The organism is Pseudorhodobacter sp. MZDSW-24AT (genome assembly GCF_002794355.1).
Lineage (GTDB): Bacteria > Pseudomonadota > Alphaproteobacteria > Rhodobacterales > Rhodobacteraceae > Pseudotabrizicola.
Genome location: NZ_PGOI01000007.1, coordinates 163,641 through 179,558 on the forward strand (window position 1 = coordinate 163,641; position 15,918 = coordinate 179,558).

Consider the following 15,918-nt stretch of genomic DNA (forward strand, 5'->3'; position numbering starts at 1 on the left):
TTGCATCGGAATTGCGCCTGTCAGGGCGTGAAATCAGTTGGTGGTGCCGAGATAGGCGATCAGGTTCGCACGCTCGTCGCTGCGCGGCAGACCCGCGAACGCCATCTTGGTGCCCGGCGCATAGCCGCGCGGGTTTTGCAGGAAGGCATAGAGGTTTTCCGGCGTCCATGTCTCGCTCGCCATGCCAAGGAGCGCGTCGGAATAGGCGTAGCCCGCCGAGGCGGCCTTGGCCTTGTCGACGATGCCGTTCAGATGCGGGCCGACGCCATCGGTGCCATCCAGCTTGTGGCAGGCGCGGCACTTGGCAAAGACGGCTTCGCCTGCGCCTGCATCCGCTGCGGCGAAGATGGCTTCGAAATCCGGGGCCTCTTCGGCTTCGGCGGGTTCTTCCGAGGCGCCCGTGTCGATGACATAGGCTTGTTCGTGCCCTTCGCCATGGCCGCCACCCGTGGTGTAAAGCGCGCTGGCCGCCCAACCGCCCAGCAAGAACACCAGAAGCGAGCCACAGGCCGCCCCCAACACCTTGGTCATCGTCATCGTGTCGAACATGTCGCGCTTTCCCTTGGCATTCCGATTTGAGGGCTTCTACCCGCTTCCCTATGTGGGTTTCAAGGTGTAGGTGCGCGACCTATTGCCCCTTTTTACGCACCGTTCTTCCGTGGAGGCCTTCGCATGACTGGCAAAATCGCATTTCAGGGAGAGTTGGGCGCCTATTCGCATCAGGCCTGCCAGCAGGCGCGGCCGGATATGGAGGTGGTTCCCTGCACCACATTCGAGGATGTGGTAGAGATGACACGGTCGGGCGCGGTGGATCTTGGGATGCTGGCCGTGGAGAACAGCACCTATGGGCGGGTGGCCGATGTGCACAGCCTTTTGCCGAAATCCGGGCTGCACATCGTGGACGAGGCCTTTGTGCGGGTGCATGTCAATTTGCTGGGCGTGCCCGGCGCGCGCCTTGAAGAGGTGACCGAGGCGCATGGGCATGTGGTGATCCTGCCGCAATGCGCGCAGTTCCTGCGCAGCCATGGCATCACCGGACGCGTCAGTTCCGACAATGCCCGCGCCGCGCGCGAAGTGGCGGAAGCCGGAAACAAGACCCGCGCGGCGCTTGCCAGCGAGCTTGCGGCTGAGATCTATGGGCTGGACGTTCTGGCGCGGCATATCGAGGATCAGAAGAACAACACCACCCGCTTTCTGGTGATGAGCCGTGAGGCCGATCACAGCCGCCGGGCGGAGCAGATGATCACCACCTTCACCTTCCGGGTGCGCAACATTCCGGCGTCGCTTTACAAGGCCTTGGGGGGCTTTGCGACCAATGGGGTGAACATGACCAAGCTGGAAAGCTATATGGTCGGGGGCAGCTTCATGGCGACCGAGTTCTATGCCGATGTGGAAGGCCATCCCGAAGACCGCAATCTGGCCTTGGCGATGGAAGAGCTGCGCTATTTCACCGACAAGGTCACGGTGATCGGGGTTTACCCATCGGACCGCGCGCGGGGTTGACCGGACGGGGCTGACCGGACGGGGCGAGGCGGAGGGTCAGCGGCGGCTGGCGACGAAGCGGGTTTCCAGATCAAGCGCAAGGTCCTGCAGCCGCTTGTTCAGCTTGCCCTGAACCCGGTTCTTGGCCAGTTTCATCGATTGCAGGAACAGGCGTGCCGCGATGGTCAGCGGGCGCACATCGCTGTGCAGGATGAGCCGCGTGCGTTTGGGCGAAAGCGCCAGCAGATCCAGCGCCATCTCGCCTGCGACCATGCGGCCGGTGCCGGAGAAGCCAAGCTTGGCATCCGGCTCCATCGTAGAGAGGCGGATGTCGATCTGGCGTTCCTTGCCCCGGAAGCGGAAGGTGACGTGCCAGCCCATGCCAAGGCCGGGGGCGCGCAGACTGTCGGTGCGGCGGACATCGGCGCCCCGACGCATCGCCGCCCGCTCCCACGCCTCGAAATCGGCGAGGGCGGCATAGACGAATTCGATCGGTGCCTCAATGTCGGTGCGGGCCGAAAGTTTCATCCTGATCCCCTGCCTTGCTGCTTTGCGCGGGCCAGACAAAGAGATCCGCCGGGCCGCCGGGCTGTGATCGCCCTTTGAGGTAAAACTGGCGTCAATCCAGCCGGTCTGCAAGCCAGTTCTGGATGAGAAAATGGGCAATCGCCCCTTTGCGGGCGGGCTTGATGAAGGCGTGGCTCCCCGCCATCACGGCGACCATCTCTTCGCGGCTGACCCAGAGCGCATGTTCCAGCTCGGCCGGATCAAGGGTGATCGCATCGGTCACGGCCTCGGCCGCGCAGCCCAGCATCAGACTGGCGGGAAAGGGCCAAGGCTGGCTGGACAGATAGCGCACGGCGCCAAGGCGCACGCCCGCCTCTTCCCAGACCTCGCGGCGCACGGCGGCTTCGACCGTTTCACCCGGTTCGACAAATCCGGCTAGGCAGGAATACATGCCCTCGGGCCAGCCGGGACTGCGCCCCAAAAGCGCGCGGTTGCCATGGGTGACCAGCATGATGACCACAGGATCGGTGCGCGGGAAGTGATGGGCCCCGCAGGCCGGACAGTTGCGCTGCCAGCCCGCCATCGCAGGCTGCGACGCCGCACCGCAAACAGCGCAGAACCCGTGGCTGCGGTGCCATTGCAGCACGGCCTTGGCGGTGGCAGCCAGTTCCGCCTCACGCGGGGTGAGCCGCAGCATCGCCGCGCGCAGCTCGGCGAAGGCAAGCTCGGGCGGCAGGCTGGGATGGCGCTGTTCGCTTTGATCGAGAAAGCCGGATTGCACCGCCTCGGCCCCGGCCTCGGGCACCCAATCGGAGATGTCGGTGGCAAAGCACGGGCGGTCGTCATCAAGGCCCAGAAACACGGGCGGCCCGCCGTGGTGCAGCACCGGCGCATCCGGTGCAACCCACGCGAGCCCTGCGCCCGCGCGCAACAGCGGTTTGCCACGCCAGATCGGCAGCACCTGCCCGCGCGCCAGAAGGCGCGCCTGTTCCGCCGCGTCGCCCCGCATTTCGGCCGCGCGGTTCAGGCCGGAGCCGCCAAAAGTTACCGTTTCCGCCAGCCGCATTGCCGCCCCCAAAGTCCTTGTCTTGCGCCGATGGATCTGCGCGCGCCAGTGATGGCATGCGCCGCGCGCGGGCGCAAACGGGCGGGTCTCAGATAGTGTGAAAATACAACTAAGAGCGGATTCCCTTTGCGTCGAACCATTTTTGACTGTGCCGGTGGACACGACTTATTCTAACTCTAAACCATCACGTGCGCAGGGGCGGGTGGTGTATCAGTTGTCCAGATGTCAACGCAGCAGATGACGGCCGTTTTGCGGGGGGATCACCCCTCTTTGGCTTCCAAAGAGACCACAGCCCGGCTTCGCGTGCGGTTGCTGGCGACGAGCGATCTGCACATGCACCTGTCGGCCCATGATTACCACGCCGACACGCCTTGTGTGCGCAAGGGGCTGTGCCTGACCGCAACCCTGATCCGGCAGGCGCGGGACGAGGTGGCGGGTTCGGTCTTGCTGGACAATGGTGATTTCCTGCAAGGCAGCCCGCTGGGCGATTATGTGGCACGAGAACAGGTGCGCCCCCATCCGATGATCGCGGCGATGACGCATCTGGGTTATGATGCGGTCAACCTTGGCAATCACGAATTCTCGTTGGGAATCGGTGCCTTGACCGCCGCCTTGACCGAAGCACGCTTTCCGGTGCTGTCGGCCAATACCGAAGCCCGGGCGGACAGCGCGCTGGGGCCGCTGATCCGCCCATGGGTGGTGGTGCAGCGGGATCTGACCGATCAGCACGGGCGCATGCACCGCCTGCGTCTGGGGATCATCGGTGTGCTGCCGCCGGAAACCGCGATCTGGGACCGGCAGGCAATCGCGGGCGAGGCGCAGATGCACCCGATGGCGGCCAGCGTCGCGCGGCAGGTGGCACCGCTGCGGGACGCGGGGGCGGATGTGATCGTGGTGCTGGCCCATTGCGGCATCGGGCCCGCGCGCGATGGCACCGGCCCGGCAGACGGGGCGAGCCAGATTGCCGCGATCGACGGGGTGGATGCGGTGATCATGGGGCATGTCCATATGGTGTTTCCGGGGCCCGGGGTTTCGGATCTGCCCGAGGTGGACTCGCATGCGGCCACCTTGCACGGGAAACCCGCGGTGATGCCGGGGCTGTTCGGCTCGCATCTGGGGGTGATCGATCTGGATTTGCGGCAAGAGGGCAAGGGCTGGCGGGTTGGCGGACACCAGGTTGAGGCGCGGCCGATCTCGGGACGGGATGATCGGGGGGGGGCCACCGCTTTGGTGCAACCCGATGCGGCGCTGACGGCGCTGGTGCGCCCCACGCATAAGGCCACCCGGCTTTGGGCGCGGGGGCCGGTGGGCCACACCCCGACGGCCATCCACAGCTTTTTTGCGATGCTGACCGATTGCCGTTCGGTGCAGATCGTGAATCAGGCGCAGACCGCCTATGTGACGCGACGGCTGGCCGAAGGGCCGCTGGCAGAGTTGCCGGTGCTCTCGGCGTCGGCCCCGTTCAAGGCCGGGGGCTTGGGCGGACCGGAGAATTACACCTATATTCCGGCAGGGGATGTGCTGTTGCGCCATGCCGCCGATCTGTACATTCATCCCAATACGATCATGGCTTTGCGGGTCACCGGGGCGGAGTTGCGGCGCTGGCTGGAGTATTCCGCGCGGGGGTATCGGCAGATCCTGCCGGGCGTGGCCGACCAGATCCTGCTGGCGCCCGACCTGCCTTGTTTTGTGTATGATACGATCAGCGGGCTGACCTATGAGATCGACCTGACGCAACCGCCCTTTGCCCAAGGCGGCCAGCGCATCCGCAATCTGTGCTGGAAAGGGCAGCCTGTCGATCCCGAGCAGAGCTTCATTCTGGCGACGAACAGCTATCGTGGCACGGGCAATGGCGGCTACGCACCGCCGCGCACGGGGCAGGTGGTGCTGGATGAGCAGACGCCCAACCGCGATATTCTGATTGCGCATCTTGGCGCGGCCTTGGCGCATGGCGAAGGGACAGGTCTGGCCGCGCAGGCGCCGGGTTGGGCCTTTACGGCAACGCCCGAGACATCGGTGATCTTCGAGACCTCCCCCATGGCGGCGGCGCATCTGGACGAGGTGCCGCATCTGGCGCTGACGCCGCTGGACCGCACGCCCGAAGGCTTTTTGCGCTTGCGGCTGACGCTGTAGCGGGCGGTTGCCGCCACCGGGGGCTTTTTCATCGGGGGCCGATCTGCTATCGGCGGTTGCAAGCCGGGGCCTGTCGCCCTTTATCCGTTTCCTGTCACCCCCCAGCGCGAGGCCTGCCCAGTGTTCGATGCCGTATTCTTTGATCTTGACGGAACGCTGGTCGACAGCGAGCGGCTGACGGTGCAAACGGGTGCCGCCGCCTTTGCCGCGCAGGGCCATACGGATGTGGAAGACCTGTTGCACAGCCTTGTGGGGGTGGATCAGATCAGTTCCGCAGCGCTGATCCTGCAACGGTTTCCGGGGCTTGATCTGGAGCAACTGCACGAGTCTTGGCAGAGCGCGTTTCTGGCGGCACAGGCGGTGGATCTTTTGTTGAAGCCCGGCGCTTCGGACATTGTGCACGGTCTGCGCGACCGGCATGCGCTTGCGCTGGTCACGTCGTCGCGGCGCGAACCGGCCGAGGCCCGCCTGCTGCAAGCCGGGCTGCGGCCAGCGTTTCACGCGGTGATCACCCGGGACGATGTGACCGCGCCGAAGCCGCATCCCGAGCCCTATCTGCTGGCCGCGACACGGCTGGGGGTGGACCCGGCGCGCTGTCTGGTGTTCGAGGACAGCGAACCCGGCGCCGAGGCCGCCTTCAGCGCGGGGATGACCGTGGTGCAGGTGCCCGACATCATCCCCGCCTCGGGGCGATTTGCGCATCATGTGGCGGCGAGCCTGACCGATGGCGCCCGCTGGGCCGGGATCTGGACCTGAACGCCCGGCGCGCTTCGGGGCTTGCAAATGGCGCGCCCCTGCCCTATCTGACGCGGTGAGAGGTTGGCGCGGGCGAGCGCCTCGCCAACCCGGTCAGGTCCGGAAGGAAGCAGCCGTAACGAGCCCCGCTTGGGTCGTTGTCCAGCCTCTCACCCTTTCCCTCTTTTTGCTGATGCATCTGGCCCCTCGGGGCGCGTGCTTTGCTGCGCCAAGGCAAAACGCGGCCCCGGATGAGGCCGCGCTTTGGGATTTCTGGGGGCTGCCGCGCTGTCAGGCGCCGGTTTCAAAGGCGGTGGTATCGCCTTTCGGGCGCTGATCGGCGGGCAGAGTGCCGGTGACCAGATAGATCACCTGTTCGGCAATGCCGGTGGCGTGGTCACCGACGCGCTCGATGTTCTTGGCGATGAAATGCAGATGCATGCAGCCCGTGATGTGGCGCGGGTCTTCCATCATATGGGTCAGGATCTCGCGGAACAGCGCGCTGTAGATCTGGTCGATCTCCTGATCGCGCAGGCGCACGGCGGCGGCAAGCTCGGCATCCCGCCGCAGATAGGCGTCCAGTGCGTCCTTGAGCTGCTGCTGCACGGCCGTTGCCATGCGGTAGACCGAGGCCGCCGAATCGCCGATGGGCGGGGACTGATTGAGCACGGTGGAGCGTTTGGCCAGATTCTTGGCGTAATCGCCGCAGCGTTCCAGATTCGAAGCAACCTTCATCACGGTCAGCACGGTGCGCAGATCGCTGGCGGTGGGGGCGCGCAAGGCGATGACGCGCGCGCATTCCTGATTGATCTGTTCTTCCAGCGCATCCACGGCGGCATCCCCCTGACGGACCTGCTGGGCCAAGGCGATGTCACGGTCGCGCAGACCGCGTGCCGCCGACAGCAGGGCCTCTTCGACAAGGGTGCCCATGCGCAGGACAAGCGCCTGCACCGCTTCAAGGTCGCGGTCAAAGGCGCGGAGAATATGCGGATCGGATTGCATGTGATGGCCCCCCTTCAGCCGATCCGGCCGGAAATATAGGATTCCGTGCGCGGGTCGGTGGGGTTGGTGAAGATGGTGCCGGTTTCGCCATATTCGACCAGATTCCCAAGGTGGAAAAAGGCGGTGCGCTGCGACACGCGCGCGGCCTGCTGCATCGAGTGGGTGACGATGACCACCGAGAACGAGGCGCGCAGTTCGTCGATCAGCTCTTCGACCTGTGCAGTGGCGATCGGATCGAGCGCCGAGCAGGGTTCGTCCATCAAAAGCACCTCGGGCGAGGTGGCGATGGCACGGGCGATGCACAGGCGCTGTTGCTGGCCGCCTGACAGGCCGGTGCCGGGCGCGTTCAACCTGTCCTTGGCCTCGTTCCACAAGGCGGCCTTGCGCAAGGCACTTTCCACGATCTCGTCCAGATCGGCCTTGTTGCGGGTCATGCCATGGATCTTGGGGCCATAGGCCACATTGTCATAGATCGACTTTGGAAACGGGTTGGGCTTTTGGAACACCATGCCAACCTTGGCGCGCAGCTGCACCGGATCGACCCGTTTGTCATAGATATTCTCGCCATCGATCAGGATTTCCCCCGACACGCGGGCCGAGGCCACGGTGTCATTCATCCGGTTCAGGCAACGCAGGAAGGTGGATTTGCCGCAGCCCGAGGGGCCGATGAAGGCGGTCACGGTGTTGTCAAGGATATCGACGTTGACATCCTTCAGCGCGTGGGTGGTGCCATAATGCACCTGCACGCCACGCGCCGTGATCTTGGCCTTCTGGGTGTCCACGTCTCTCTCCACAATTCGCATGTCGTTCATTTGGAAGGCACCTTTGTGCGATCTGTTACCAGCGCCGTTCAAAGCGGCGGCGCAGCAGGATGGCGATGATGTTCATGGCCAGCAGGAAGGCCAGCAGCACGATGATGGCGCCCGAAGAGCGTTCGATAAAGGCCGGGTCTGAGCGCGAGGCCCAAGAGTAAACCTGCACCGGCAATGCGGTGGCCGGGTCGAAAAAGCCGCCATCAAGCGGGCTTGCCGGGTAGTTGGCGACGAAGGCCACCATCCCGATCAGGAGAAGCGGCGCGGTTTCGCCCAAGGCCGAGGCAAGGCCAAGGATCGTCCCCGTCAGAATGCCGGGGGCGGCCAGCGGCAGCACATGGTGAAAGACGGTCTGCATCTTGGACGCGCCGACGCCAAGGGCGGCATCGCGGATCGAGGGCGGCACCGCACGCAAGGAGGCGCGGGTGGCGATGATGATGGTGGGCAATGTCATCAGGGTGAGCACGAGCGCGCCCACAATGGGGGCCGAGGCTGGCAGCTTGGCGAAGTTGATGAAGATCGCCAGACCAAGGATACCGTAGACGATGGACGGCACAGCGGCGAGGTTCGAGATGTTCACCTCGATAATGTCGGTCCATTTGTTCTTCGGGGCAAATTCTTCAAGATAGATCGACGCGGCCACGCCGATGGGCAGCACCATGATCGCCACGAGGAACATCATGTAAAGCGAGCCGATGATGGCGATGCCAAGCCCTGCCGATTCCGGGCGCTGATCCGAGGCGTCGGGGTTGGTCAGAAAGCGCCAGTTGAACGCGCTGGTCAGCACCCCGGCCTCGACCAGGCGGTCTGCCAGTTGCAATTGGGCGGGGGTGATGTTGCTGTCGCGTTCGGCCGAGGCCATGGTGACACGGCCCTTGAGATAGCCATCGATCCGGCCCGAGGCGAAGGTGGAAAAGCGGATCGTCTGGCCCAGAAGATCGGGGTCGGCCAGCACCATGTTGCGCAACCGCGCCGGCGCATCGCGCGAGATGAAGTCGCCGACCTGCTTCGGGGTCACGCCTTCGACCGAGATGTTGCGTTCGGCCATATAGTCGTTCAACGCGCCGGAGAGCAGGTTCCCGTAGCCGATCGTGGTGACCTTGCTGAGCGATTCAAGGCTGCGGTCGCCTTCCGGGTCCAGCCGCTCGGGGTCGATCGTGACGGTCAGTTCAAGACTGGCCTGACGGAAGGCCGAGACCCCATCGGAGAAGATGGTCCACAGCATCACGCAAAGGGTGATCAGGCTGATCGAGATGGCGGCGATGCCGTAGAACTTGAAGCGGGCTTCGGCGGCATTGCGCCGTTTCATCAGCGCGTCCTGCTGAAGCAAGGACGCGCCACCCTGCGACCGGGCTTCGGGAAGGCCAGAGGCGGTTGCGTCGGTCATTCGTATTGCTCCCGATATTTGCGCACGATGATCAGGGCGACGATGTTCAGGCCCAGCGTGATCACGAAAAGGGTCATCCCGAGGGCAAAGGCCACAAGGGTTTCGGGCGAGTTGAACTCGGTGTCGCCGGTCAGCTGGCTGACGATCTTGACGGTGATTGTGGTCATCGCCTCGAAAGGGTTGAGGTCAAGCCGCGCGGCCGCCCCGGCCCCCATCACCACAATCATCGTTTCCCCGATGGCGCGGCTGGCGGCGAGCAGGATCGCCCCCACCACGCCGGGAAGGGCGGCGGGCAGGACCACCTGACGGATGGTTTCCGATTTGGTGGCGCCCAGACCATAAGACCCGTCACGCATCGACTGCGGCACGGCATTGATGATGTCATCGGCCAAGGAGGAGATGAAGGGGATGTTCAGAATGCCGATCACGATTCCGGCGGTCATCACCGAAGAGCCCGACGTGCCAAGCCCCAGCGGCTGGGCAAAAGCGTCCCGCAGGAAGGGGCCGACGGTCACCAGCGCGAACAGGCCGAACACAACGGTGGGGATGCCCGCGATGATCTCGATCATCGGCTTGATGATCGCGCGCAGGCGGGGGCTTGCATATTCCGCCAGATAGATCGCGGTGAACAGCCCGATCGGCACCGCCACCAGCATCGAGACGAGGCTGATGTAGAGCGTGCCCCACAAGAGCGGCGCGAGGCCCAGTTGACTGTTGCCTTGGAAAGAGGGCGACCATGTCAGGCTGAGGAAGAAATCCTGCCATGGATACATCGAGAAAAAGCGCAGGCTTTCGGTCAGCATCGACATCACGATGCCCACGGTGGTGAGAATGGCGATGGTGGAGGCCAGCATCAACAGCGCCAGCATCACCCGCTCCACCCGGTTGCGGGCGCGAAAATCCTTGTCGGTGACCTTGATCGCATAGGCCAGCCCGGCAAGCGCAAGTGTGAGCGTCAGCACGGTGCGCATCCATGCGCCAGAGAGGTTGAGCTCGCGGCTGCGTTGCGCGGCCTCAAGCACTTGCGGCGTCACCTCGGCCCCCAGCGCCACGCCGACGGTGCCCAGCACTTCGCGGATCGATCCCGTGGTGGTGCTGACTTCGCGGGCCTGAACGTCTGTCAGCGCGCCCCGCGCCACAGCCACATCCAGCCCGTTCGCCACGCGGCGCACATCGGCCATGATCAGCGTGCGGGCAGCGTCGCTTTCCACGCTGTCGGCGGGAAAATATCCCAGAACCTGACGCTCGACCACCATCGGCTGAAGGATCAGCCAGACGGCCAGAGCCAGCAAAGCCGGCACTGCGGCCATGATCGCCCCGTGCCAGCCGTAGTAATTCGGCAAGGAATGCAGAACCCGGATATTGCCCTGAGCCGAGGCCACGGCGCGGCGGCGCCCCAACACAAAACCGGCCACGGCCAGAACAAGCAAAACGGTTAAAGTGAGGGCGACGGTCATGGTGATCCTGCGCGCAAAAGATGTGGGGGCGGCGCTTGCGCGACGCCCCCGGGTCTTGGATCAGTTCAGCGGCGCCATCGGGGTGCGCGCAGCCACGGCTTCCTGAGTGGCAGCCAGTTCCGGGTCGGACACGAGGCCATACTGGGCCAGCGGCCCATCGGGGCCAGCCATATCATCCGACACGAAGAACTCGACATATTCCTTCAGGCCGGGGATCACGTCGAGATGCGCGGTCTTGACGTAGAAGAACAGCGGACGCGACACCGGGTAATCGCCCGAGGCGATGGTTTCGGTCGAAGGAACCACGCCACCCATGGTGCCGACGCGCAGTTTGTCGGTGTTGTTTTGATAGAAGGACAGACCGAACACGCCGATGGCGTTTTTGTCGTTTTCCAGACGCTGCAGCGTTTCGGTGTAGTCACCGTCGATGTCGACGTTGCGGCCATCGGTGCGCAGCTTGGCGCATTCGGCATTGGCGGCACGGTTCTTGGCCGAGTCGTCATCGCCGGCGACAACCGCAAGGAACAGGTCATGCGCGCCGGTTTCCTTGCAGCCTGCGATGATCACACGCTCGTCAAACACTTCGCGGGTGCCGTGCTTGGTGCCGGGCGACAGAACCAGAATGTCTTGCGCGGGCAGTGCCGGGTTGAATTCGGCCCACTGGCTGTGGGTGTTGGCGGTCAGCGCGCCATCCTTGACGACCTGCGCGGCCAAGGCGTTGTAGATGTCGCCTGCGGTGAAGGCGAATTCGGGGCCGTTCACATCCGAGGCAAAGACGATGCCGTCATAGCCAAAGCGCACTTCCATGATCTCGGTCACGCCATTGGCAGCGCAGGTGTCAAGATCACGCTGGGTGATGCGAGAAGACGAGTTTGCGATGTCGACAGTGTTCGGGCCCACGCCTTCGCACATCTTGGCGCGGCCTGCGCCCGAACCGCCGCCTTCCACGACAGGAGTCGGGAAATCGAAGTTTTCACCGAAGGCTTCGGCGACGATGGTCGAATAGGGCAGAACGGTCGAAGAACCGGTGATTTGCACGTTGTCGCGTGCCGCTGCGGCGGTGGCAGACACGGCCGCGATGGCCAGCGCCGACACGGTGAATTTCATGAGGTTCATATCACTCTCCAGTGGATTTCTCGGACCGTTCACATGTGGCCCTGCCGTTCTGCTACCCGGGGGCGACAACAGTTTTACAACAGCTTCATGACAGTTTTGCGAAGGTGCCTGTGGACATCTGGCCCCGCCAGAGGGTTGCGGTTGATGACGGGGGCAGAGTCTCTATATTGGAGATGCAGTCAGGAGAGCGCGATGACAGACGACACCCGCCAAAGAAAACCCGCGATGCTGCGTGGTTTGCGTCAGCGTTGCCCGAATTGCGGCGAAGGCCAGCTGTTCACCCGCTATCTGAAGGTGGCCCCGGCCTGCGCATCCTGTGGGCAGAGCTTTGCGCCACAAAAGGCGGATGACGGGCCGGCCTATTTCACGATTCTGGTGATGTGCCACATTGCAGGCTTCATGCTGCATTTCATGATCGTCTATACCGAACTTGGGCCGTGGATGACGGCGCTGCTGGTGGGGGCGGTGGTGCTTGCGGGCAGTTTGTGGATGCTGCCACGCATCAAGGGTCTGATGATCGGCTGGCAATGGGCCGACCGGTTGCACGGGTTCTGACACAGGGCGCGGGTGGCCCCACGGCCCCCCTGTCGCGGGCGCAATGATCTGCTAGGCTTTGCGTCTGATGCACAGCCGACAGGACCGACATGAGCCGTGAAGACCAGCCACCCGCAGGCAGCCCCACCATCCGCACCATCGCGATGCCCGCCGACACCAACCCGTCGGGCGATATCTTTGGCGGCTGGCTGATGAGCCAGATGGACCTTGCGGCCGGCAGTGTGGCCTCGCTCACCTCGGGCGGGCGCAGTGCCACGGTGGCGGTGGATGCGATGATCTTTCATCGCCCCGTCAAGGTGGGGGATGAGGTGTCGCTTTACGCCACGCTGGTGCGGCAAGGGCGCACCTCGATGACCATTCACGTCGATGCGTGGCGGCGCGCGCGGGCGCAGCCGCAATCGGAAAAGGTGACAGAGGCGAATTTCACCTTTGTCGCGCTGGATGAGGATGGTCGCCCGGTGCCGATTGCCAAGGCCGCCGATCCGCAAAGGGCGTGACAGTCCTTGCAGCGCATTTGCACGATGCAAAAGGATGCGCTTTAAGGAAGGCGCCGACCGATCCGCCCCGCACCGGCCGGGCACCTTGACGAAAGAACACCTGACCCATGCGCAATTTCCAGCTTCCCGGCCGCTCGCCGGCCCGCGCCACCCAAGCGATGGCGGCCACCTCGCACCCTTTGTCAACGCTGGCCGCGCTGGAGATCCTGCGGGCGGGTGGCAATGCGGTGGATGCCGCCATCTGCGCCGCCGCCGTGCAAGGCGTGGTGGAGCCGCAATCGACGGGCATTGGCGGCGATTGCTTTGTGCTGATGTGCCTTGCGGGGCAAGAGCCGGTGATCGCGCTGAACGGATCGGGCCGCGCGCCTGCGGGGGCGACGATTGAGGCCTATCGCGGCATGGGCTTGGACACGGTGCCGACCTATGGCCCGCATTCGGTGACACTTCCCGGCGCGGTGGATGCCTGGTGCCGGCTGTCGGCCGATCATGGACGGTTGGGCATGGCGGCCGTGCTGGCGCCCGCGATCCATTACGCGGAACACGGCTATGTGGTGCAGGACCGGGTGGCGCAGGACTGGGCCGATACGGCGGCCCGGCTGGCACAGGATGAAGGCTCGGCCGCCATCTTCCTGCCCGGTGGCCGCGCCCCCAAGGCGGGCGAGGTGCATCGTCAGCCTGCCTTGGCGCAAACGCTGCGGCGCATTGCCGAACAGGGCCGCGCCGGGTTCTATGAAGGCCCGGTGGCCGAGGCCTTGGTGGCCCGTCTGCAAGCGCTTGGCGGGGTGCATGTGATGGCGGATTTCGCCGCCACACGCGCCGATTACGTGACGCCTGTCTCTGCCCCCTATCGCGGTTATCGGGTGCACCAGATGCCGCCCAACAATCAGGGGCTGACGGCGCTTTTGATGCTGAACATCCTGTCGGGCTTTGCGCTGTCGGATCTGGCGCCGCTCGGCCCCGAGCGCCTGCATCTGGAGATCGAGGCCGGGCGTCTGGCCTACCGCGACCGCAACGACTGCCTTGGCGATCTGCCGCCCGAGGATGCCACCATCGCCGCCCTGCTGTCACCCGCCCGCGCCGACGGCCTGCGCGGCGCGTTGCACAAGGACCGCGCGATGACCGATCTGCCCGATCCGGGGCTCGCCAAGACCGATACGGTCTATATCTCGATCGTCGAAGAAGACCGCAATGCCGTCAGCTTCATCAACTCCACCTATCACGCCTTTGGCAGCGGCATCACCTGCGCGCAGACGGGCGTGGTGTTGCAGAACAGGGGCGCGAGCTTCCGGCTGGACCCGGCGCATCCCAATGCGCTGAGACCGGGCAAGCGGCCCTTGCACACGATCATGCCGGGGATGCTGACCAAGGACGGGCGCGCCGTGATGCCCTTTGGCGTGATGGGCGGCGACTATCAGCCCTTTGGCCACGCGCATCTGCTGGGCAATCTGCTCGACCACGGCATGGATGTGCAAGAGGCGCTGGATTGCGCCCGCGTCTTCTATCGCAACGGGGAAGTGCAGGCCGAGCATGGCGTGCCGCTGGACAGCGTCGCGGGGCTTCAGGCGCGCGGGCACAAGGTCTCGGTCGCGACGGAACCGCATGGCGGCGGGCAGGCGATCTGGATCGACTGGGAGGCAGGCACGCTGACCGGCGGATCGGACCCGCGCAAGGACGGGCTGGCGCTGGGGTATTGACCGGGCATGGGGGGGTTGGTGTTGAGCCAGCCCCGCAGGAACACAGGACACCGAAGATGACGACTCCTTTCCCCGGCGGGGCGACGCTGGCCGAGGCGCAGGCTTTCTTGCAGCGCTATCCCGACGTGCAGGCCATCGACATCGTGCTGACCGATTGCCACGGGATCGGGCGGGGCAAGTCGATCCGGCGGCATGAGCTGGAAAGCCTGTTCACCGCAGGGCGCGGGCTGCCCGCGTCGATGTTCGCGCAGGATGTGGCGGGCGATGATGTGGCGGGCACCGGGCTGGTGCTGGAAGATGGCGGCGGCGATCTGCGCTGTTGGCCGATTGCGGGGACGCTGGGGTTTCTGCCGGCGACCGGGCGGGGGCTGGTGCTGATCAGCATGTTCAACCCCGACGGCAGCGGCTTTGCGGCCGAGCCCCGGCATGCGCTTTTGCGGCAGGTGAAGCGGGCGGAAGCGCTGGGGTTTGCGCCGATGGGGGCGCTGGAGGTGGAGTTCTATCTGGTCGACCGCGAGCGCGACGGGAACGGGCGGATGCAGCCCGCCCGCTATCCGCTGACGGGGCGGCGGTCGGGGAACACCAACACGATGTCGGTGGATGAGCTGGACGAGATGTCGCCCTTCTTTGACGCGGTCTATGAAGGGGCGGCGGCGCTGGATCTGCCGCTGGAGGCGCTGATTTCGGAATATGCCTGCGGGCAGTATGAGCTGACGATCCGCTACCGCGACCTGATGCGGGCGGCGGATGATGTGATCCTGGCCAAGCGGCTGCTGCGCAGCACGGCGCGGCGGTTCGGGATGGAGGCCTGTTTCATGGCCAAGCCGTTCGGGTCGATGGCGGGGTCGGGGATGCACCTGCATCTGTCGCTGGCCGATGCGGGCGGCAGCAACCTGTTTGCCGACCCGACGGAGGGCGCGCTGTCGCCGCTGATGCTGCAGGCCATCGCGGGGGTGCGGGGGACGATTGGCGAGACGATGGCGGTGCTGGCCCCGTTTCAAAACTCGTGGCGGCGCTTTGCCAGCGTGAACTACTCGCCGGGGAATGATGCTTGGGGGGTGGAGAATCGGACGGTGGCGGTAAGGGTGCCGTCGGGGAGCGGGAAGACCCGGCATTTCGAGCATCGGGTGGCGGGGGTGGACGCCAACCCCTATCTGGTCGCGGCGGTCACCTTGGGGGGGGCGCTGGACGGGATCGCGGCGGGGGCCGATCCGGGGCCAGCCACGCTGGGCAATGCCTATGAGAACGCCCCCTCTGCCAGCCTGCCGCGGGACTGGCTGGGGGCCATCGAGCGGCTGGAGGGGTCGGATTTTGCCCGCCGGGTGCTGGGGGAGCCGCTGCACCGGGGCTTTGTGGCCATCAAGAAGGCCGAGGTGATGAGGATGGCCTTGGAGGTGAGCGAGGCGGAGTGGGCGCTGTACGGGTTTTCGGTGTGAGGGGGTTCCCCCTGTGTTACACCGACCAGCCCCTATGGA

15 protein-coding genes and 1 other RNA gene are annotated in these 15,918 nt (G+C 65.1%); 8 read left to right on the top strand and 8 right to left on the bottom strand.

Going from position 1 to position 15,918, the window contains the following annotated elements; translation table 11 throughout:
* Positions 1-33: 33 nt before the first annotated feature.
* Positions 34-549 (bottom strand): cytochrome c family protein, encoded by a 516-nt coding sequence (locus CUR21_RS06820; RefSeq protein ID WP_100196265.1) that lies wholly within the window; start codon positions 547-549, stop codon positions 34-36.
* A gap of 123 nt (positions 550-672) precedes the next feature.
* Here CUR21_RS06820 and CUR21_RS06825 point away from each other — a divergent pair, with 123 nt between their 5' ends.
* Positions 673-1,503: a prephenate dehydratase gene (locus CUR21_RS06825; RefSeq protein ID WP_100196266.1), complete on the top strand. Its 831-nt coding sequence runs from the start codon at positions 673-675 to the stop codon at positions 1,501-1,503.
* Between the two features lie 36 nt (positions 1,504-1,539).
* On the opposite strand, the gene CUR21_RS06830 is transcribed toward CUR21_RS06825, so the two are convergent.
* Positions 1,540-2,010, bottom strand: a complete 471-nt coding sequence (locus CUR21_RS06830) for an SRPBCC family protein (protein WP_100196267.1) — start codon at positions 2,008-2,010, stop codon at positions 1,540-1,542.
* 91 nt (positions 2,011-2,101) lie between these two features.
* Entirely contained in the window at positions 2,102-3,055 is a 954-nt protein-coding gene (nudC, locus tag CUR21_RS06835; RefSeq protein WP_100196268.1) for an NAD(+) diphosphatase, read from the bottom strand.
* 237 nt (positions 3,056-3,292) lie between these two features.
* On the opposite strand from nudC, the gene CUR21_RS06840 reads away from it, so the two are divergent.
* The 3 genes from CUR21_RS06840 to ffs all read left to right on the top strand — a co-directional run bounded on the left by CUR21_RS06840 (position 3,293) and on the right by ffs (position 6,099).
* Positions 3,293-5,188 carry a bifunctional 2',3'-cyclic-nucleotide 2'-phosphodiesterase/3'-nucleotidase gene (locus CUR21_RS06840; RefSeq protein ID WP_157791955.1) on the top strand — a complete coding sequence of 632 codons (1,896 nt, stop codon included), beginning with the start codon at positions 3,293-3,295 and terminating at the stop codon, positions 5,186-5,188.
* A 120-nt stretch (positions 5,189-5,308) separates the two neighbouring features.
* A complete protein-coding gene (locus CUR21_RS06845) occupies positions 5,309-5,944 on the top strand; it encodes an HAD family phosphatase (protein ID WP_157791956.1) in 636 nt (211 codons plus the stop codon).
* A 56-nt stretch (positions 5,945-6,000) separates the two neighbouring features.
* Positions 6,001-6,099: signal recognition particle sRNA small type (gene ffs / locus CUR21_RS06850), an RNA gene on the top strand.
* Positions 6,100-6,214: 115 nt separating this feature from the next.
* On the opposite strand, the gene phoU is transcribed toward ffs, so the two are convergent.
* The 5 genes from phoU to CUR21_RS06875 are packed head-to-tail and all read right to left on the bottom strand — an operon-like array spanning position 6,215 to position 11,697.
* Positions 6,215-6,925: a phosphate signaling complex protein PhoU gene (gene phoU, locus CUR21_RS06855; protein ID WP_100196271.1), complete on the bottom strand. Its 711-nt coding sequence runs from the start codon at positions 6,923-6,925 to the stop codon at positions 6,215-6,217.
* A 14-nt stretch (positions 6,926-6,939) separates the two neighbouring features.
* Positions 6,940-7,737 carry a phosphate ABC transporter ATP-binding protein PstB gene (gene pstB / locus CUR21_RS06860; protein WP_100196272.1) on the bottom strand — a complete coding sequence of 266 codons (798 nt, stop codon included), beginning with the start codon at positions 7,735-7,737 and terminating at the stop codon, positions 6,940-6,942.
* A 25-nt stretch (positions 7,738-7,762) separates the two neighbouring features.
* Positions 7,763-9,124: a phosphate ABC transporter permease PstA gene (gene pstA, locus CUR21_RS06865; protein WP_100196273.1), complete on the bottom strand. Its 1,362-nt coding sequence runs from the start codon at positions 9,122-9,124 to the stop codon at positions 7,763-7,765.
* Complete coding sequence (gene pstC / locus CUR21_RS06870) at positions 9,121-10,581, bottom strand: phosphate ABC transporter permease subunit PstC (RefSeq protein ID WP_100196274.1); 1,461 nt, start codon at positions 10,579-10,581, stop codon at positions 9,121-9,123. Before pstC ends, pstA begins: the two co-directional genes overlap by 4 nt.
* Before the next feature lie 60 nt (positions 10,582-10,641).
* A complete protein-coding gene (locus CUR21_RS06875) occupies positions 10,642-11,697 on the bottom strand; it encodes a substrate-binding domain-containing protein (protein WP_100196275.1) in 1,056 nt (351 codons plus the stop codon).
* A 192-nt stretch (positions 11,698-11,889) separates the two neighbouring features.
* Between CUR21_RS06875 and CUR21_RS06880 the strand changes: the two genes are divergently transcribed.
* The 4 genes from CUR21_RS06880 (at position 11,890) to CUR21_RS06895 (ending at position 15,879) form a co-directional block, all read left to right on the top strand.
* Complete coding sequence (locus CUR21_RS06880) at positions 11,890-12,252, top strand: DUF983 domain-containing protein (RefSeq protein ID WP_100196276.1); 363 nt, start codon at positions 11,890-11,892, stop codon at positions 12,250-12,252.
* An 89-nt stretch (positions 12,253-12,341) separates the two neighbouring features.
* Positions 12,342-12,749, top strand: coding sequence for an acyl-CoA thioesterase (locus CUR21_RS06885; protein WP_100196277.1), 408 nt, complete (start codon positions 12,342-12,344; stop codon positions 12,747-12,749).
* A gap of 107 nt (positions 12,750-12,856) precedes the next feature.
* Positions 12,857-14,443, top strand: a complete 1,587-nt coding sequence (locus CUR21_RS06890; RefSeq protein ID WP_100196278.1) for a gamma-glutamyltransferase family protein — start codon at positions 12,857-12,859, stop codon at positions 14,441-14,443.
* 56 nt (positions 14,444-14,499) lie between these two features.
* Positions 14,500-15,879, top strand: a complete 1,380-nt coding sequence (locus CUR21_RS06895) for a glutamine synthetase family protein (protein WP_100196279.1) — start codon at positions 14,500-14,502, stop codon at positions 15,877-15,879.
* Positions 15,880-15,918: the final 39 nt, after the last annotated feature.